The following is an 18,609-nucleotide window of genomic DNA, read 5'->3' as shown; positions in this document are numbered from 1 at the left end:
AAGATCTATTCCGTTTTTTCGAACTATTTGGGCGATTTTTTGGTAATCGTTTCTAAAGAAGGTCGCGTGATCGATGCAACCCCGACCTATATTTCGGATCCGCTTTACAATTCCATTTTGCGCCAGAAATCCTTCAAGAAGATTTTTTCGGCGGCCGAATACAAGCGATTCCTGGAATACGTCAAAGGCCTGGACGCTTACCCCGATATTCCGTTCGTCTTTTCGCAGGATTCCGGTGACGGCTTGAACTGGTACGAAATCCGCGCCAGCATGCAAAAGCAGGGGGTCGATGTCCATATGGTGCTTTTGCTCAAGAATGTGACGCTGGACGTGGAATCCAGAACCCAGCGAGATGAATTGAAAGAAAAAGTCGATATGCTTTTGCAGAATACAGGCGACTTTTTGTGGTCCATGGATGTCGATACCCGTACATTTACGTTCTTGACCCCGCTAGTCGATGACGAAGGGCGTGCCATTCCGAGAACCCAGGGTGTTCAGGATATTCGCGCGATGATGCCCGAAGACGATTACGCCTTCTTTGACAAGCATTTAAATGCTCGCATTGTGGAATTCCGCGCCAAGGGCCAAAATTTGAGCGAAAATCGCGGAGTGCGTTTGCGCCTGCAAGGCGAAAACGGCAAACTGGACTGGTATGCCTTTTGCGGGCGCCTCTATACCGAAGAAAATGCGAAAATCGTTTTCCGCGGTTTGGCTCGCCGCCTAGACATGCAACTTGAAAATCCGGTCGTCGAAGGGGCTGATATGAGTGAGTCCCTACAGATGTCTGCTCTTGCGTTCCCCGATATTCGCATGTTCTGGATAGATAGAGACTATAAAGTCCGCGGCTGTAACCAGGCTTTTTCGCTCGCGTTCGGAAGTCCCGATCCCGAAAAAATCGAAGGCAAACGGCTGCTCGAGGTGGTGCGTCCGCGTTATTTCTCGCTGTTTCACGGTGTGGTTTCGGAAGTTTTTGAAAAGGGCCTTTCTAAATCCTGGAAGGGCGCTTTCGGTGTAGGCAAACGCCTGCTTTGGTTTAATGCTATACCCCTCAAGCGCGAAGACGGTTTTACCCACTGTGTGCTTGGAGTGTACATGCAATTGGATGAAAACGATTTCAATGTAGCCAATAATTTAACTCTGGAGAAAAAATGAAAAAGTTAATGATGATTGCCGTGGCCTCAATGTTTATTTTCGCAGGCTGTGAAGAAAAGAAAGATGCCGCTGTTGAACAGGCCAAACCGGCTCCGGCTGCGGAACAGCCCGTTGCCAAGAAGGCTCCGGCTCCGTCCGAAGTGGCCGTGCGTGCCGGTGTGCAGTCGGTTGACTGGGACAAGGCTATTGAAATGAATGCCAATGGCGCCATTTATGTGGACGTGCGTAATGCTCCTGAATTGAACGAAGGCTTCGCTCCGCACGCATTGAACATTCCGCTGAGCGAACTCAAGCAGCGCATTGGCGAACTCCCGAAGGACAAGGACTTGCTGATTTACTGCCGTTCCGGTCGTCGTAGCGAAGCCGCTAGCAAGTATCTGATGGACCAGGGCTATACCCGCGTGTATAATGTTATCGGAGGCTTCCTCGCATACCCGAAGAAGTAGGAATAGAACTTAGATCGCTGCTCTGCAGAACTTGGTTCTGCCGACTGCGCTCTGCCTACTGCAAACTCGTATGAACTATCTGCAACTCGCGTTTGAGCAGTCTCTATTTTCGGTCGGAATCAGTCGGCCGAATCCTGCCGTAGGTGCCGTTGTCGTTAAAGACGGAATCGTTGTCGGGAAGGGGCGTACACAGCGCCCGGGGAATGCTCATGCCGAGGTGATGGCGCTGCGTGACGCGGGCGAGCTCGCCCGCGGGGCGGCCATCTATGTAACTCTTGAACCCTGCTGCCATTATGGCCGCACGCCCCCCTGCACAAAGGCAATCATCGAAGCCGGCATCAAGGAAGTCTACTTCGCGCATGCCGACCCGAATCCGGTGGTGCGCGGCAAGAGCCGAAGCATTTTAGAAGAAGCCGGAATCAAGGTCTTCGAAGGTGAGGAGGCTTGCGAGCGTGCGATTGCCGATACCGGCTGGGACGATTCCTGCTCGCATGACGGCTGCAAGGTACTTTCTGGCAATCCGGCTGCTATGGCGGGGGAGCCTGAAACTCGCGCCGAAGCAATCGCCGAAGCCCGCATGCTCTTTCACGAAATCGAACGCTTCTTCGAAGCCTACGATTTCTATGTCCGCAACAAGGCGACCTTTGTCGAAATCAAGTCGGCCATTTCGCAAGAAGGCTACATGGGGGCGGTTGTAGGTGGTGCAAAGGGTTCTGCGCGTAATGCGCCGCTCAAAATCACCGCTCAAGGCGCCAATTGCTGGAACCATGAACTTCGCGCCATGAGCGATGCTATCCTTGTGGGCGCTGGCACCGTACTTGCCGATAATCCCTTGCTCGATGTGCGCCTTGCCCAAGGGAACAATCCCGTCAAAATCATCTGGGCCGGGCATCACGAATTTAGCGCTGATGAAGTAGCGACCCTTCGCGTGTTTCAAGCGCCTGTAGAAGAAGGCAAGGCACCCATTGTCTTTACATGCGTGCCGCAGCCCGCGCTGGATAAATTGAATGCAGGGGAGGCGCCGGCTGCTGGAAATTTCGCAATTGAAGTCGTCGCTTTAAGTAATGCCTCTTTCGTTGCGAACTGGCACGAAATGCATGCGAATCTCTCTGCCCGCGGCATGCACCGCCTCATGGTTGAGCCGGGGGCCCGCCTTGCGGCTGAAATCTTTAAATGCGGTCTCTGGAACCGCCTCGATTTGTGGCAATCCTCAGACCCGGCGGTCGACCGTGCGCTTGAATCCAGCTGCGCCGACGGCTTGACTTATCCGGAATTCCCCACAGCCCTCGTCGCCCGAGAATCCTTTATGCTTGGGCCCGATGTGTTGACCGTGTACTCCCGCTAGCCCGATTGTCATTCCGGGCTTGACCCGGAACCTCCTTTGATGCATGCTAAAAAAGCATTTCGTTCATGAAATGCACTGTTCTCGGTTAGGAGAGGAGATCCCGGCTTTCGCCGGGAAGACAATTAAAGCGCCTGCATCAATCGCTTTTTCGCAGGTCCTTCCGGCAGTTCCAGGAACAATTCCTTCGCAAACGCCTTGGTGAGCATTTCGCGGGCCTTGTCGGCAGGAATTCCGCGGCTCGTTAAATAGAACATCTGATCCTTGTCGAGTTCGCCCACGGTATTGCCGTGCGTACATTCCACGTCATCGTGGTAAATCTTGAGCACCGGCTTCACGGAAACGCTGGGGCCGTCGCTTAAGAGAATCGTGTTCACCAACTGGCTCGAATTCACCTGGCTGCAGTTGTTGCCCACGACCACCTGGCCGTCGTAGCTGGCGTAAGCGTTTTCGTCCAAAATATTGCGCACGAACTGCGTGCTCACTGTGCTGGGAGCGTTGTGCAAAATCGTCAGGCGCTGGTGCTTAGAGGCGTTTCCCTTCAGAATATTCAAACTGCGGTAATCGAAGTTTGCGCCTTCGCCGTTCAGTTCCACGCGGGCGCTGATGCGGCCAATGTCGCTGTCTTGCAAAACGTTTGCGAAATGCACCGTCGAATTTGCGGCCTGCTTGATGTCGAAATGCCTAAAGGTCAGCGGTAAGTCGTTAGCGGGGTTCGCAAAAAAGATTTCGAGCTCGGCGCCTTCGGCAACGTTGATGTCGAATCGTTCGGCGCAAATTTCGTGCATCACCTTGTTGTCAAGGATTTCGATGCTGGCCTTTGCGTTCTTGCCGATGTTCAAAACAGTACGGCCGAAGTCGTTGTTGCACTTGAGCATCGCCATTTCGTTTTCGCCGTCATCAATCGTCTTCACGAGCTCACGGGCGTTGCAGGCTATCGGCAAAAGGGCGGCAAAGTCTTCTTCGTTTGCGAAGTCTTCGTCGCAAGAGCATACGTCTGCGACGCGGCAATCTCCATCCGCGCCCAGTACATTCGGAATCTTGTTGACTGGGAAAAACGTCCACAATTCGTTATTGCGACGCGGCATTCCCAATTGTTTAATGCGGGTAATGGCGTCCATTAGTTTTCCTCGATCCAGTCGTAGCCTTGTTTTTCGAGCTTGAGCGCGAGTTCCGGGCCGCCCGAAAGAATAATCTTGCCGTGGCGGAGCACGTGCACGTAAGTCGGCTTGATGTAGTCCAAAAGCCTCTGGTAATGCGTCACCAGAATAACCGCCTTTTCGGGCGACATAATCTGGTTGATACCGTGAGCCACAATGCGGAGAGCGTCTATGTCGAGGCCCGAGTCCGTTTCGTCGAGGAACGATACCTTCGGGTCCAGAATCGCCATCTGCAGAATTTCGTTGCGCTTCTTTTCGCCGCCGCTAAAGCCGTCGTTCACGCCGCGGTCGCGGTAACGGTCGTCCATTTCGAGCATGGCCATCTTTTCTTCGCAGAGTTTCTTGAAGTCGGCATCGGCGAGCGGTTCAAGACCCAGGTAGGCGCGCTTGGAATTGAGCGCCATCTGCAAGAATTCCACGTTGTTCACGCCCGGAATTTCAGTCGGGTACTGCGTGCTGATGAAGAGTCCCGAATTGGCGCGGTCGCAGATTTCCATCGAGAGCAGGTCCTTGCCGTCGAGAGTCACGGAACCTTCGTTCACGGTGTAAGCGGGGTGGCCTGCGATGACCTTTGAAAGCGTACTCTTACCAGACCCGTTCGGGCCCATGATGGCGTGAACTTCGCCCGGTTTGACTTCCAGGTTGATTCCCTTCAAAATCTGGGTTCCGTCTTCGATACTTGCTTTAAGGTTCTTGATGGACAGCATAATTCCTCTCTTAATCGGTTGCCAAATATAGAAAAATCTCCCCAGTTGAAAAAATGCAAGAAAAAGCTCTATTTTCCGTAAGGTTTAAATAATTTTTCCTATATTTTGTTCAAATCTGAATTTATGCATTTTTTGGAGACTCGGATGGCTGAAAACGAACAGCAGACGATCGTTGTCGGGGCGCAAGCTCAGTCGACCAACAATACAATTACCCTGCTTGAAGCCTTATTTATTCTGTGGAAAAAGCGCTTTACGCTATGTTTGTTCCTGGCAGCAGGTGCTTTAATCGGATTTGTGATAGGTCAGTGGATTCGTCCTCAGTTTACAAGCGATGCCCTGTTGCAGATCGATGTAAAGGGTAACAAGGCCGCAAACCGGGCCATGGGCGAAATGGGAGCCATTCTGGATGTCGCTAGCCCGGCCGATGCCGAAATCGAACTAATCAAGAGCCGCTTGGTACTGAACTACGTGGTCTCCGAAGAACACTTGAATTACTCGGCGACGCCGACGAGTGCCTTGAACCGCCTTTTGCACCGCGAAGGCCGCATGGATCTTGACTACCTCTTTATTCCGGACATGGCCCGCACCGAAAAGTGGAGGGCTGTGGTTACAGGTGACGACACTTACGCAGTGTATAATGAAGACGAAACTAGGCTGGTCGAAGGCAAGGTCGGTCAGATGCTCAAGGTTTTGTATGCGGGCGATACCTTGCAGATTCGTGTAAGCCGCATGCGTGCCACTGTCGGCGAAGAGTTCCGAATCAACATGACGAATCCGTTGATTGCGGTCCGCAGTCTTGCCGCAGGCCTCAAGGTGGCTGAAAAAGGAAAACAGACCGGTGTCATTGGAGTGTCTTTCTCGCACCGCTATGCAGACCGCGCTGCTTCAATCCTGAATACCATTGCCAACACGTATGTTCGCCAGAATGTGGAAATGCGCAGTGCCGAAGCCGAAAAGACTTTGGAATTCCTGGAATCGCAGTTGCCTGGCGTGAAGGCTAAACTAGACAGTTCCGAAAAGGTTTTGGCCGATTATCGCCATAGCATTGGTTCGGTGGACATGACCGGAGAAACCCAAGCTCACTTGAATAAGGAAGTGGACCTGCAACGCCAGTTGCTTCATTTGGAACAGGAACGCCAGCAGGCGACGCGTCTGTTTAAAGAAGAACATCCCTCTGTTCAGACAATTGTAAAGCAGCAGAATCGCTTGCGTGGTGAACTCGCTCGCCTCAAGAAAACGGCTGAATCCATGCCGGTGACGCAGCAAGAAATGATCCGCTTGCAAGAAGAAGTGTCGGTGAACAATGCCCAGTACACGGCAATGCTCAATAACATCCAGCAGTTGCGCGTGGTGCGTGCCGGTGAAGTCGGAAACGTGCGTATTGTGGACTTTGCCCAGGTCGAACCGATCCAGAGCAAGCCTAAGAAGTTCAATATCCTGATTTGCTCTATGGCCGCCGCCTTTATGCTTGGCGTGCTCTGGGTGTTCATGCTCCGCATGATGCACAATGGTGTTCGTAGTTCCCAGGAACTTGAACATGCTACCGAAGTCAGCGTCTTTGCAAAGATTCCGGAATCCAGAAACAGGCTCTTGCGCGACAAACGCCACAAGCTGACTCTAGTCGAAGCGTCGCCGAACGACCAGGCAAGCGAAGCGTTCCGCACCTTGCAGACAGCGGTGGATTTTTCGCTTACCGAAGGTCAAAAGGTGCTCATGATTTGCGGCTTGATGCCGGGTGTGGGTAAGTCCTTTGTGTCCAAGAACTTGGCTGCTGTATACGCCATGAACGGTAAACGTGTGCTGCTGATTGATGCCGACATGCGTAAGGGCGTGATCCGCAGCTCCAAGTATTTGGGACTTGCCGAAGTACTTTCGGGTAAGATTCCTTGGCGTGAAACGGTTGCTGAATCCCGCTGCCAGAACCTTTTCGTGATGGGTTGCGGTAAGCGCCTGATGTCTCCGAGTGAACTCTTGCGTCACGACCTCTTCAAGACCCTGCTTGAAGAAATGAAGTCAGAATATGACATGATTTTGGTGGATACCCCGCCCGTAAGCATGGTGACCGATGCCGAATTGATTTTCCCGCTGGTGGACTTTGCCTTGATGGTGGTTCATTATGGAACAGATTCCGTTGCCCAAATTAAGGAAAACCTTGCCAACCTGCGCCGCTATGCAGACAAGCCCTGCGCATTCGTGATGAACCATTGCGAATACGAACCAGGCCATTATTATGGCTATGGATACTATGGAAAGGGATATTACGGTAAGGGATATTTCAGTAAATCGTAAGAATTTATTATATTTAAACAACAAACTCGTTACCGAAGAAGGAAACAAAACATGAAAAAAATACTTGGGACTGCACTACTGGCAGCTGGAATCAGCTTTGCCCAGATAGGCATGGAGGGCGGCACTGACGGTCTCCATCAGACTAACGCCAAGACCCTTGGCCAATGGAATTTTGCCGTTGGTACCGGTGGTAACATTGCTATTGACGGCTGGGCCCTTGCCCGTGGTGGTAAGTACAGCCAGGGTGGCAAGGACTATACCTTTAACTGGTGGGACTACACTCAGGCTGGTAACTTCTTCGTGAACGCCGGTTTGACCAACTGGATGGACGTGGGCGTGAGCCTGCCGGTTTACTACGAACACGCTAACTCCAATGGCCCTTCTGGTTCCAACAACATGTGGGGCACCAGCCGCGGCGACTTGAACGTGTGGTCCAAGATCCGCCTCCCGCTCGACACCAACAAGTGGTACGGCTTTGCTGCCATGCTCAATATGTATATCCCGACGGGTGAAACCAATGCCGGCGTGCGTCCGCGCCACGCCTGGTACCTGAATAGCAATGGCTATACTCATCCTTATACAGCTGATGACTGGGCCTTCGGTCTCGGCTTGGTCGGTACGGCCGACCTCACCAAGCTCAGCAACCCCAAGCCCTGGCGCTTTAACTTGTTTGCCCAGTACGTTTACCCGCTCGACCTGGACGAAACCCAGGTGCTCGTTTACAGCGCTGGCGTGAACTGGCTCCCGAAGTCCTGGATGGACGTGTTCTTGGAATACTCCGGCGAAGCTCGCTTGCAGACCAAGGGCATGTACAAGTTTGAACCCAGCGAAGATCCTATGATTATTACTCCGGGTCTCCGCTTCCACTTGCCGTACAACATCGATTTCGCAATGGGCCTCGAAGTTGCAGTCCGTGCCTTCAAGAACCCGTTCTACCATGGCTCTGATGAAATGGAAGGCTGCAACGACCGCATGGTCAAGTTCCAGGGTGAAGATAACAAGACCTACGAATACTGCTATGCTCCGACCCCGCTCGTTGCCGGTGCCGCACTCCTCACTTGGTACTTCGGTGCCGACATGTGGCGTGATTCCGATGGCGATGGCGTAAGCAATGCCAATGACAAGTGCAAGCACACCAAGAAGGGCATTAAGGTTGACGCCGAAGGCTGCCCGATGGATAGTGACAAGGACGGCGTCGTAGATTCTTACGACAAGTGCCCGAATACTCCGGAAGGTGTCGCCGTGAATACCGACGGTTGCGCCGACAAGGATTCTGTGATTGTGAATGACGACAACGACCAGGTTGATTCTGCTGCTTTGAACGCTGCTGAACGCGCTCGTCTTGATTCCTTGAACCGTGTCGATACCGACAAGGACGGCATTGCCGATATTAACGACAAGTGCCCGAACACTCCGGATGGCATTGTGGTTGACTCTGTGGGTTGCATGCTCGACTTCGACGTCGACGGCGTGCCCGACAACAAGGACAAGTGCCCGAATACTCCGGAAGGCATCAGTGTCGATAGCACCGGTTGCCCGATGGACTTCGACCACGACGGCGTACCTGACAACAAGGACAAGTGCCCGAATACTGCCATGGGCGTGACGGTTGATTCTACCGGTTGCGCTGCCGATAGCGACCAGGATGGCGTTGCCGACGGTCAGGACAAGTGCCCGGGTACCGTTGCCGGCATGCCGGTTGATTCTGTGGGTTGCGTGCTCGATGGCGACAAGGACGGCGTTCCTGACCCCAAGGACAAGTGCCCGAACACCCTCGAAGGCATTGCCGTTGACACTGTGGGTTGCGCCGTGAACAAGAAGGAAAACCTGGACGAACTCAAGAAGGGTATCCAGTTCCAGACCGGTTCTGCCAAGCTCACCAAGAAGAGCTTCACCACCTTGAACGATATCGCTAACCTGATGCGCAAGGTGAAGTCTGCCAACCTGGAAGTGCAGGGCCACACCGATAACACCGGCTCTGAAACTACGAACCAGAAGCTTTCTGAAAAGCGAGCCAAGGCTGTGGTGGACCACTTGAAGAAGAAGGGTATCGAAGCGGACCGCCTGCGTGCTATCGGTTACGGTTCTGAAATGCCGATCGCCGATAACGAAACGAAGGAAGGCCGCGAAATGAACCGCCGCGTGGAACTCGTTCCGTTCGAAAAGTAATTCGCTGAATTATACAGGGGTCGGCTTTCGCCGACCCCTTTTTTTTACGATACTAATTGTACTGATTGTCACACTGACGAGTCACCCTGATTGTCACCCTGAGGACGCTTAGGGTCAGCATCTTGAAGAAGAACTATGAAGAAGTTTTTATCTGCAGTCTTACTACTCACGTCTTTAGCATTTTCCCAATCCGTCCTCGGCACAGAGCATAACCGCAACCTGCGCACGCTTGATTACCTGCCCATGCTCATGGACTACCACCGCCAGACGGTGGGCGAATCCCGTCAGTTCTTTACTTACCCTCGTCGTAATTACGACTTTGTTAAAAATTTTGCAGATAAAGAAAGTAATGCGCTAGTGTACTATGCTGATTCTTTAGGTGCAGGAAAAGACGCTCATCATTTTGCAATTGCTGCTTCGCCTGTTTTGGGTATGGATTACCGCGGTGGAGAAGCCTTAGGTGATACGATTTGGCCGGGCATTGATGGCGGCCTGTATTTGCGTGGCTATGCAGACTCGCTTGATTTTGATTTGGACGCACGCATTTATGCCGAACAGCATGCGGCGAAAAAGCCCAAGAGCTTTGATGGCGAAGTCTTTGATGTACAAACGGAAAACGGTAACGCCGGTGCCGATTACGTGAGTTATGCGCGTTACCGTGCGCACTTGGGACTGAACTACGCCTGGGCACGAATCTCCTTGGCTCGCGACGTATTGCACTGGGGCCCTGGCTACTACAACAACCTAGCCTTTAACCAGTTTGCTCTTCCGTACAATATGCTTAACCTGGACTTTACCTTTGGTCCGCTTCGCGTGTTTAGCGTGTATGCAGACTTGCGCGTGAATAGCTGGAGCTACAGCAAGGACAACTTGAATGACCGCAACCTGTACGCCCACCGCTATGAACTCGCCTTAGGAAACTTGACCGTAGGCATGAGCGAACTGCAGGTGCTGTACAACGAAAATAAACCATGGCTGTTCGTGCCGGTGGTTCCGCTGTTTATAGAGAAGGGCAATTACACCGAACGCGTGAATAACGGGGCACTCGCTTTTGATATAAATTACCGATTGTTTAATGCGGTGCGCGTGTACGGTGAATTCTTCTTGGACGACATGGAATCGCCGATGGCCGTGTACGAAAACAAATACAGCAACAACCGCTGGGCGGGTATGCTCGGTATGCAGGCCGGTCGCGACTTTAATGTGGGAGGCCATGCGATTGAACTTGGTACGGTTGCTGAAATCGCCCGTGTAGAACCTTACACCTACTGCCATTACGATACGGCGATGGCGCAGATGGCTCATTTGGGAATGCCCCTGGGAAACCCGAACGGCCCCAATAGCTTGGCGATTGATTGGACAATCTATGGCAATCTGGGCCTAAGCGGGCTTTCTAGCTTGTTCGTAGGCGTCCACCACAAGTGGTTGTGGAAGGGTGTTGACGCCGGTAGCGATATTGATGACCCCTACAAGACTCGCCGTAAGCGCTTTATTCATAGCGCCCCCCTGCATTATTCGCTCGCCCCCACCTTGAGCTACCGAGGTGCCCATGTGGCCTTTATGGGGGAATACGGATTTTTTGATGATAAATTCGTAAACTTGCGATTGGTGTTTATGTTCTAAGGTAAGATTATTTTATATTTGGCGTATCAGAAGGGGCATTAGATGTTTAACGAGAAAGTCAAGAATTTGTTCAATAGCTTTAGACTGCGTAAGCGCGTGCTGGCGGCGGTCGACGCCTTTATCGTGGTGGCGGCTGCGCTTTTTGCCAACTGGCCGTTGCCCGCGGTTGCGGAACGAATTAACCGCCCTGAACTCTTGATTATTTCTGTTACTTGTGTTATCGGCTGCTTTGCGGGCTTGCTCTTTTTTGGTGCGTACAATAAGCTGTGGCGTTACTTTAGCAAGCGCGACTACCTGAGCTGCATTAAGGGTGTAGTTGGCGGCATGTTGGTGGCTTACGGTCTGGTGTACTTGTTCCAGCGTCAGGTTTTTGTGGAATTCGCCGTGTTGCATACCTTGGTGGCCATTGTGGGCGTGTGCGCCTTCCGTTATATGTTCCGTGGCACTTTTGTGTCCCTGGTGCGTACGGGTTACAAGGAAGCGAGCCTGGCCAACAAGACCCGCACCATGATTGTGGGGGCTGGTTCTGCCGCCCAGATGTTGATCAAGGAAATCCGCAACAACCAGGCCGACGAAGAAGAAGGCCTTAAGTCTAGCGTGGCGACCCACTTGAATCCGGTTTGCCTGGTTGACGATGACCGCTACAAGATTGGCAAGATGTTCGAAGGAGTGTTGGTGGCTGGTTCCACGACCGACATTCCTAAAATCGTGAGGGAAGAACGCATTGAGCAGATTATTCTTGCTATTCCGAGTTGTCCGCCTAAAGATCGCCAGACGATTTTGGATATTTGCGGTAAAACGGGCGTGCCCGTAAAGGTGTTGCCGTTTATCGGTAGCTTGCTTGATACCTCGAACGTGGGCGATGGTACCACGAGCTACGTGAACCAGATTCGCGATATTAACGTAGAAGACTTGCTGGGCCGCGACCCTATTCGCTTTGACAATAAGGATATTCGCGACTTTATCGAGGGCAAGGTTTGCATGGTCTCGGGTGGTGGCGGCAGTATCGGTAGCGAACTGGTGCGCCAGATTGCGAAGTACAATCCGAAGCAGGTGATTATCGTGGACATTTACGAAAACAATGCCTACGATATTCAGCAGGAATTGCGCATGGAATACGGCGACAAGCTGAACCTGGTGACTTTGATCGCCTCGGTGCGCGACTACTTCCGCATGAACCAGATCTTTAAGAAGTACAAGCCCCAGGTGGTGTTCCACGCGGCGGCCCATAAGCATGTGCCGCTCATGGAAAACAACCCCATGGAAGCCATTAAAAATAACGTCATCGGTACGTTTAACATGGGTACACTCGCGGTTCTGAACGGCGTCAAGAAGTTTGTGATGATCAGTACCGACAAGGCGGTGAACCCCACTAACGTGATGGGTGCCTCTAAGCGCTGCTGCGAAATGATTGTGCAGTTCTTGGCTCAGCAGAAGAGTGGCGATACCGAATTCGTGACGACTCGCTTTGGCAATGTGCTGGGCTCGAACGGTTCCGTGATTCCACTGTTCAAGCGTCAGATTGAACAGGGCAAGCCTGTGACGGTGACTCACCCCGACATTATCCGCTACTTTATGACGATTCCGGAGGCGGTGAGCCTGGTGCTAGAGGCTGCCTCGATTGCTCACGGTGGCGAAATCTTTGTGCTCGATATGGGCCACCCGGTAAAGATCGTGACTTTGGCCGAAAACTTGATCCGCATGTACGGCAAAGTGCCTTACAAGGATGTCCCGATTAAGTTTACGGGGCTGCGCCCGGGCGAAAAGCTGCTTGAAGAGCTGCTTATGAGTGAAGAAGGCCTGCAGAAGACCAAGAACAAGTTGATTTACATCGGCAAGCAGATTGAAATCGACATGGACAAGTTCATTAACCAGCTGTGGAACTTGAAGAACGCCGCCAGTGCCAACGATGACCAGAAGGCCATCAAGGCTCTGCACGAAATCGTGCCTACCTTCACCACTCCTGAAGAATTCAATCGCACCGTCAAAATGCCTGCGGTTTAATTCGCGGCCCATTTCAGAAATTACTTTTAAAGCAAAAGCTCATGATGTTTATCATGAGCTTCTTTCGTATGCGCCGTTGGCGCTACTAGAACTGGAAGTAGATGAAGGGGCAGGAGTCTGCGCTCATGAACTGGTAAATCACGAAGATGATGAACGCGGTGCTTGCGACCATCAGCGGTAGCGGCTGCGACGCGAATGCGATGCGGTAGCGGCTCTTGACCTTCTTGGGAATCCAGTGGATAAGCATGCCCGCGATGAACACGAGAATGATGTTGATGTGTTCCCAGGCTATAGTGCCAAGAGTGCCCCATTTCCAGGCGCAACCCATTTGCTGTACCATGTTCTTGGCGGTATTCCAGGCGACTTCGTTGGCTTCGGCAGGGTCTAGGTTCGAACCTGCGCGGAAGAAGAGTCGCGTAAACGTGATGAAAACGAAGGTTAGCGACACGTTCCAGGCAACATAAATCCAGTGGAAGGTCTTGTCGCTGAACAGGCGGAACACCCATACGGCGTAAATGCCGGTGAAGAGCACGCCGAAGTAGACTGCAGTAATCGCGAAGATGGCGGTGTGCGTCTGTTTGAAGATTATGGCGCTTGCAGCGAACAGGATGAACGAGGCGATGGCGCGGAACTTGAGGCTGCGCTTGCACCAGATTTTGTTGAATACCTGGCCAAAGCCGTTCAGACCACCCCAAATGATAAAGTTCCAGCTGGCACCGTGCCACCAACCGCCCACAATCTGGGTGGCCATGGCGTTCATGTTGGTGGTAATGAACTTGCGCGATTCGGGCCTAAAGTAGGCAACAACGGAAATGTAGGCGAACAGGAGACCAAGCATGACGCCCACGAGCACGCTGCCCGAAAGCATGATTGCCACAAGGCTCAAGAACGCCATCCAGAAGTAGGTGCCGACGGTGGCATTCCTGTTGCCGCCCAGGGGAATGTACAGGTAGTCGCGCCACCAGCTCGAAAGGCTGATGTGCCAGCGACGCCAGAATTCGGTGGGACTGAGTGCCTTGTAGGGGCTGTTGAAGTTCTGCGGCAGGCGGAATCCCATCAGGAGTGCAACGCCAATGGCGATGTCGGTATAGCCCGAGAAGTCGGCATAAACTTGCAGGGAGTATGCAAAGAGCGCAATCAGGTTTTCAAGGCCGGTAAACAGCAGGGGAGTGTCAAAGACTCGGTCCACGAAGTTGGTGGCCAGGTAGTCGCTCAAGATGATCTTTTTGGCGAGGCCGTTCAGGATCCAGAATACGGCGATACCGAAGGTACGGCGGGGCAAGAAATACTTGCGGTAAAGTTGCGGCACGAACTTGTCGGCGCGCACAATCGGGCCAGCCACAAGCTGCGGGAAGAACGTGAGGTAAAAGCCAAAATTTAGGATGTTGTCGACAGCCTTGATTTTACCGCGGTAAATATCGATGCAGTAACTCATTGCCTGGAAGGTGAAGAACGAAATACCCACCGGCAAAATGATGGTGTCGACCAGCGAATGCGTGCCAAACATCTTGTTGCTTGCCGCGGCAAAGAAATTGTACACGTGGAGTTCGATTCCGGTAAAGTCGTAAAGTGCATCCAGGAAGAAGTAAGAGTATTTATAGTAGCAAAGCACTAGCAGGTCGATAATGACCACGATGATCATCCAGAGTTTCTTTTTCCATTGCTCTTCGGCTTTTTCGATCCATTTGCCAATGAAGAAGTTAGCGACCACGCAGAAAATAAGAATGCAGACGTAGCTTCCACTCGTTTTGTAGTAGAAGAACATGCTTGTCGCAAACAAGAAGGCGTTACGCAGCAGGATGCGGTTCTTGATCAGGGTGAGAACGGCGAAAACGCAGGCGAAAAATCCCCAGAAATAGAACTGCGTAAACAGCAGGGGACTGTTCGGGTCAAACGCAAAGGTGCGGGTGAGGAATGGAATCAAATAGTCAAGCATATGCAATTGTCATCCTGAGCGAAGTGAAACGGAGTCGAAGGATCTAATCCATCATTAAGTTTTTCCATTCAGGGTTCATTTTGTTAATCAAATTATTTTTCTTTTCTCTTTTCCAACCTTTTAATTGTTTTTCTCTTGCTATTGCATCTTTTATTTCTGTATATCTTTCAAAATAAACAAGTTTATTGATTTTATATTTCGATGTAAATTCTGCACCATTACCACTAATATGTTCTAATGCACGTCTTTCAATATTATTTGTTACTCCAACATATATTGTTGAATTAGTTTGATTAGACATTATATATGTAAAGTAATCATTTCTCATATTTTTAGATCCTTCGATTACGAACCTTCGGTTCTTCACTCAGGATGACACTGGTGCAAATCCTTATTTTATTTCTTCCTTTCTTTTTTCGGCGGGGAGGTTAGCGATGTGTTCTTGATAGCAGTTGATGATAGCCTTGTAGAACAGATCGCCAAGGAGGTTGTAGCCTGAAAGCTTGAAATGCACTTTGTCGGCTTTGGCGAGGTCGGCTTTCTCCCATTTGGCCATGGAGCCGAGGCCGCCCATAATGCCGAACTTGTCCCAAACGCCAGCTTTGTGCTTTTCGGCCAGGGCGAAGAATGCCTTGCGGGCGACATCGCCGTTCGGGTGCTGCACGAAACGTTTCTTCTTGACCTTGCGATACATGTCGTTGTTGGTCTCGAAAATAATCGCCACATTCGGGTTCACTTTCTTGATGCGGGCAATGAGCTTGTCGTAGTCGTCTTTAAATTGCTTGTCGTTAAACTTTTCCACGTTTGCATCGTTAATGCCGATTGCAAAAATGACGAGGTCGGGCTTGTAGAATGAAAGTTCCTTTTCGAACTGCGGGCAGACTTCTTCAAAGTAGTCGTGAACCTTTGCGCCGTTGATGCCTACGCCCGTGTAGGTAATGCCCGGAGCGTCGGTTTCGGTGAGAATGCCGGTAAGCGTAAAGCGCGGACGAGCGTTCTTCTTGACAGAGTCGGGTACGGCGGCTTGTTCGATGCAATGTTCGTTGGCGTAATTGGTGGCGTCGATTTCGCCCTCGGCGTAATTGACTGCGGGCTTGTTCAGCTTTTCGGCACAGCTACGGGATTTGCTCTTGGCCTCTTCGCGACGCAGGCATGCCGTGTCGAGAACGTCGCATTCACCTTGGAACATGGAATCGCGGGCGACTTCGGGCAAGGCAACGTTGTTCGGAATTTTGGCTGCATCAATCGGCTTCTTTTGGGCGGTATCGCCGGTTGCCTTCTTGATGGAATCTTCTTTGGCGCGGGCGATAGAATCCTGGAAAAGCGAGTCGGTAATGAACTTGGAAATCTCGGCCTGCTTCAAGGAATCGATCCAGCGGAAAGCGATTTGAATGGTGTCAATCGGGCGCGGGCTTGTAAACACGTAGCTCTGGCTTGCGGAATCGAGAATGCCGTAAATGTCGGTCGAATCGACGCGCAGTACAGGAACTACGTCGTTGTTGTCACTGTAACCAAAAAGTCTGAGTTTGGTTTCGCCCCAAATCGGGGTAGAGTTGTACTTGTCGAGGAACAGCGTGATTTCGGAACGCGGGTCGCTGGTGCTCACGGCAATGCCAAGCAGGCCGAGCGGCTTCTTGATTTCACGCTGCACGTTTTTGTTCATGTCCCAGATGCCCTTGTAGGCGCTGGCGTAGCTCGCAGGCGTGTTGGTGCGGGCGGCAGAATATGGAAACACGAACCCGCGGCCGGCAGAGGCACCCGGGTATTCCTTAATGAGGTGCTCGCGAATACGGCCGGAGATTACGTCGGCTTGCAAATGCGAACCGCCCACGTGCAGAATGCGAACCTGCCCGCGGTTTTCGAACACGAGCGTATCCATCTTGTTAAAGAAGGCGTTGAACGAGGCGTTGCCCTTGGGGAATTTGATTACGTTCTGTGTAGTGTCGATAAAGTCGTAGCGAGAAATGTCGATGGAAAAACTGCCGGGAGCTGTCGGCATGTCTTTTGCAAAAGCGGAAAGCGTGAGTAGCGCAATACCAAGGAGTACGTGTTTCACTTTTTCTTCGCTCCTTTGTTTAAATCTTTCGAATCAGCTTTTCTGTTTGCCGGGGCTGCCTTTGCTGCAGAATTTGCCTTTACGGCTTTGTTTGAGCTTGGCTTGGCTGGTTTAACTGCTTGCTTGGCGGTGGGCTTTGGTTTGGCGACAGGCTTGGGGGCAGGCTTGTTTTCGGCGCTCCACTGGTGCAGTTCCTTCAATTTTTCGTCACTGATGTTGTGACGGTCGCGGAACTTGAAGTAGTCGTAGTGCATGCGCAGTGCCGAACAGAACAGGTCTCCCATGTAGGCGGCTCCGCGGCGGGTAAAATGAATGTGGTCCGTGAATCCAAGGGCAGGGTCCTTGTTCACCCACTTGATCATGGCTCCGTTGCCGCCCATCACGCGGTGCATGTCCCAGTAGGCGGCGCCGTTTTCGAGCGCGACTTCACGCAGGGCCTTGATTGTCATCGCAAGGCCAGAATAGGTTTGCCATTGGCCGTCTTTTTGGCGAGCCATATCGGCGGGGCCAATAAACAAGATGTCGGCGTCGGGGTTCGCCTTTTGAATGGCTTGAATCTGGCGTGTGATGATTTTCTTGGTCCATTCAATGTTGCCGGAGTTGATGCTTGGTACCAAGTTTCCGCCGTATTCCATGATGATGAGTTTTACGTTCATGGCCTTGTAAGATTCGGCCAGAAGTTCAGAGTCGATGCGATGGAATATCGTACCTGAAGAACCGCGCATGGCCACGTTGTCGACGGCGACACCGTAAGCACCGTCTGCCGAAATGGCATAGACTTCGGCGTTGCCCGAAAGGTACATCTTGGCAATGGAGGTGGTGTCCTTCAGTTTCCAGGTGAAAACTTTGAGTTTGTTGTAAGTGTCGATAACCGGTTCGCCAGCGTCGACCACTTTGGTAGAGCGCTTTTCTTTCGGAGAGCCGTCTTCTTCTTGACCCACGGTGTCTACGACGGTCTGGTTTACGTTGAGTCTGACCTTGAGGCGAGCGTTCTTGTTTGTGAGGAGGCGAATGGTGCTGTAACCGCCCACATGGCTGAACTGTTTCTTGCGTTCCTTGCGGCGCTGGATGGTAATGGAGGCTTCGCCTTCAAGCTTGGCGAACTGGGCCAAAGGTCCGTAGCGCGTGTGTTCGGCTTCGTCGTCCTTGGGACCAAACAGAATGTAGCGCGAAAGGGCGCCGACGCCTGCATGGCTAGTAGTCATAGACGGCACGGTCATAATGGCGGGCATCATGCCCGGGCCTGCACCACCGAATTCATCTTGCAAGTCCTCGCGAATGGTGGCCGAAATTCGGTCTTCTTCGAGCTGCGAGTCTCCGTAATGCACGACGTGTACAACGTTCGAATCGAGTGAGGCTAGCTCCAGGTGCAAGAAGAATCGGTCAAACCACGTGGCGTCGTTGTTCGGCAAATCAAAGCGCGTTCTTCCCTTTTCAAAAAAGTCCTCATAGAATTTGAGCGAGTCGCTAAAGGCGGCAAACTCTTTGCGTTTGGTTGCTTCCATCATCTCACGGATAGCTTCTTCGGGGTCGCCCTGGGTAGAATCGCTAAGCGAATCGCCGGCGGACTGCTTTACGAAGATTTCGGTGAGCTTCGGGTAGCGGAGCGTTGTGTCGCCAATATGGATTCCGTCATCGGGGTAGATGATGGCGATAAAGCCCAGCACCGCGAACAGGCTGATGATACTTAAGAGGACTTTTAAAGGGGACATCATAGTATAATTA

13 protein-coding genes are annotated in these 18,609 nt (G+C 52.0%); 7 read left to right on the top strand and 6 right to left on the bottom strand.

Annotated elements, in window-relative coordinates:
* Positions 1–39: 39 nt before the first annotated feature.
* The 3 genes from BUC02_RS00545 (at position 40) to BUC02_RS00535 (ending at position 2,943) form a co-directional block, all read left to right on the top strand.
* Positions 40–1,152 carry a PAS domain-containing protein gene (locus tag BUC02_RS00545; RefSeq protein ID WP_217653053.1) on the top strand — a complete coding sequence of 371 codons (1,113 nt, stop codon included), beginning with the start codon at positions 40–42 and terminating at the stop codon, positions 1,150–1,152.
* Positions 1,149–1,598 carry a rhodanese-like domain-containing protein gene (locus BUC02_RS00540; protein ID WP_073317225.1) on the top strand — a complete coding sequence of 150 codons (450 nt, stop codon included), beginning with the start codon at positions 1,149–1,151 and terminating at the stop codon, positions 1,596–1,598. The genes BUC02_RS00545 and BUC02_RS00540 overlap by 4 nt, the downstream gene beginning before the upstream one ends.
* 70 nt (positions 1,599–1,668) lie before the next feature.
* Positions 1,669–2,943, top strand: coding sequence for a bifunctional diaminohydroxyphosphoribosylaminopyrimidine deaminase/5-amino-6-(5-phosphoribosylamino)uracil reductase (locus BUC02_RS00535; protein ID WP_073317222.1), 1,275 nt, complete (start codon positions 1,669–1,671; stop codon positions 2,941–2,943).
* A gap of 122 nt (positions 2,944–3,065) precedes the next feature.
* On the opposite strand, the gene BUC02_RS00530 is transcribed toward BUC02_RS00535, so the two are convergent.
* Together BUC02_RS00530 and sufC are read right to left on the bottom strand one after the other, a co-directional pair.
* On the bottom strand, positions 3,066–4,061 hold the full coding sequence (locus BUC02_RS00530) for a SufD family Fe-S cluster assembly protein (protein ID WP_073317219.1): 996 nt from the start codon (positions 4,059–4,061) through the stop codon (positions 3,066–3,068).
* Positions 4,061–4,807, bottom strand: a complete 747-nt coding sequence (sufC, locus tag BUC02_RS00525) for a Fe-S cluster assembly ATPase SufC (RefSeq protein WP_073317216.1) — start codon at positions 4,805–4,807, stop codon at positions 4,061–4,063. The genes BUC02_RS00530 and sufC overlap by 1 nt, the downstream gene beginning before the upstream one ends.
* 144 nt (positions 4,808–4,951) lie before the next feature.
* On the opposite strand from sufC, the gene BUC02_RS00520 reads away from it, so the two are divergent.
* The 4 genes from BUC02_RS00520 to BUC02_RS00505 all read left to right on the top strand — a co-directional run bounded on the left by BUC02_RS00520 (position 4,952) and on the right by BUC02_RS00505 (position 12,892).
* Complete coding sequence (locus BUC02_RS00520; RefSeq protein WP_073317213.1) at positions 4,952–7,096, top strand: polysaccharide biosynthesis tyrosine autokinase; 2,145 nt, start codon at positions 4,952–4,954, stop codon at positions 7,094–7,096.
* A gap of 51 nt (positions 7,097–7,147) precedes the next feature.
* On the top strand, positions 7,148–9,265 hold the full coding sequence (locus tag BUC02_RS00515; protein WP_073317210.1) for an OmpA family protein: 2,118 nt from the start codon (positions 7,148–7,150) through the stop codon (positions 9,263–9,265).
* Positions 9,266–9,400: 135 nt separating this feature from the next.
* Positions 9,401–10,888: a hypothetical protein gene (locus tag BUC02_RS00510; RefSeq protein ID WP_073317206.1), complete on the top strand. Its 1,488-nt coding sequence runs from the start codon at positions 9,401–9,403 to the stop codon at positions 10,886–10,888.
* A gap of 42 nt (positions 10,889–10,930) precedes the next feature.
* On the top strand, positions 10,931–12,892 hold the full coding sequence (locus BUC02_RS00505) for a polysaccharide biosynthesis protein (RefSeq protein WP_073317203.1): 1,962 nt from the start codon (positions 10,931–10,933) through the stop codon (positions 12,890–12,892).
* Positions 12,893–12,977: 85 nt separating this feature from the next.
* On the opposite strand, the gene BUC02_RS00500 is transcribed toward BUC02_RS00505, so the two are convergent.
* From BUC02_RS00500 to BUC02_RS00485, 4 genes are all read right to left on the bottom strand, one after another.
* Positions 12,978–14,828: an MBOAT family O-acyltransferase gene (locus BUC02_RS00500; RefSeq protein ID WP_073317200.1), complete on the bottom strand. Its 1,851-nt coding sequence runs from the start codon at positions 14,826–14,828 to the stop codon at positions 12,978–12,980.
* 43 nt (positions 14,829–14,871) lie between these two features.
* Positions 14,872–15,156, bottom strand: coding sequence for a GIY-YIG nuclease family protein (locus tag BUC02_RS00495; protein WP_073317197.1), 285 nt, complete (start codon positions 15,154–15,156; stop codon positions 14,872–14,874).
* A gap of 63 nt (positions 15,157–15,219) precedes the next feature.
* On the bottom strand, positions 15,220–16,884 hold the full coding sequence (locus BUC02_RS00490) for a GDSL-type esterase/lipase family protein (protein ID WP_073317193.1): 1,665 nt from the start codon (positions 16,882–16,884) through the stop codon (positions 15,220–15,222).
* A complete protein-coding gene (locus BUC02_RS00485) occupies positions 16,881–18,599 on the bottom strand; it encodes an SGNH/GDSL hydrolase family protein (RefSeq protein WP_073317191.1) in 1,719 nt (572 codons plus the stop codon). Before BUC02_RS00485 ends, BUC02_RS00490 begins: the two co-directional genes overlap by 4 nt.
* Positions 18,600–18,609: the final 10 nt, after the last annotated feature.

This window comes from Fibrobacter sp. UWOV1 (assembly GCF_900142495.1).
Taxonomy (GTDB): domain Bacteria; phylum Fibrobacterota; class Fibrobacteria; order Fibrobacterales; family Fibrobacteraceae; genus Fibrobacter.
The sequence above is the reverse complement of the archived record's forward strand: the minus strand, read 5'-3'. Positions and strand labels throughout refer to the sequence as shown.

Coding starts and splice junctions, on each gene's coding strand:
- BUC02_RS00495 (WP_073317197.1), bottom strand. CDS start 15,156: ATGAGAAATGATTACTTTACATATATAATGTCTAATCAAACTAATTCA.
- BUC02_RS00500 (WP_073317200.1), bottom strand. CDS start 14,828: ATGCTTGACTATTTGATTCCATTCCTCACCCGCACCTTTGCGTTTGAC.
- sufC (WP_073317216.1), bottom strand. CDS start 4,807: ATGCTGTCCATCAAGAACCTTAAAGCAAGTATCGAAGACGGAACCCAG.
- BUC02_RS00535 (WP_073317222.1), top strand. CDS start 1,669: ATGAACTATCTGCAACTCGCGTTTGAGCAGTCTCTATTTTCGGTCGGA.
- BUC02_RS00505 (WP_073317203.1), top strand. CDS start 10,931: ATGTTTAACGAGAAAGTCAAGAATTTGTTCAATAGCTTTAGACTGCGT.
- BUC02_RS00510 (WP_073317206.1), top strand. CDS start 9,401: ATGAAGAAGTTTTTATCTGCAGTCTTACTACTCACGTCTTTAGCATTT.
- BUC02_RS00515 (WP_073317210.1), top strand. CDS start 7,148: ATGAAAAAAATACTTGGGACTGCACTACTGGCAGCTGGAATCAGCTTT.
- BUC02_RS00530 (WP_073317219.1), bottom strand. CDS start 4,061: ATGGACGCCATTACCCGCATTAAACAATTGGGAATGCCGCGTCGCAAT.
- BUC02_RS00520 (WP_073317213.1), top strand. CDS start 4,952: ATGGCTGAAAACGAACAGCAGACGATCGTTGTCGGGGCGCAAGCTCAG.
- BUC02_RS00540 (WP_073317225.1), top strand. CDS start 1,149: ATGAAAAAGTTAATGATGATTGCCGTGGCCTCAATGTTTATTTTCGCA.
- BUC02_RS00485 (WP_073317191.1), bottom strand. CDS start 18,599: ATGATGTCCCCTTTAAAAGTCCTCTTAAGTATCATCAGCCTGTTCGCG.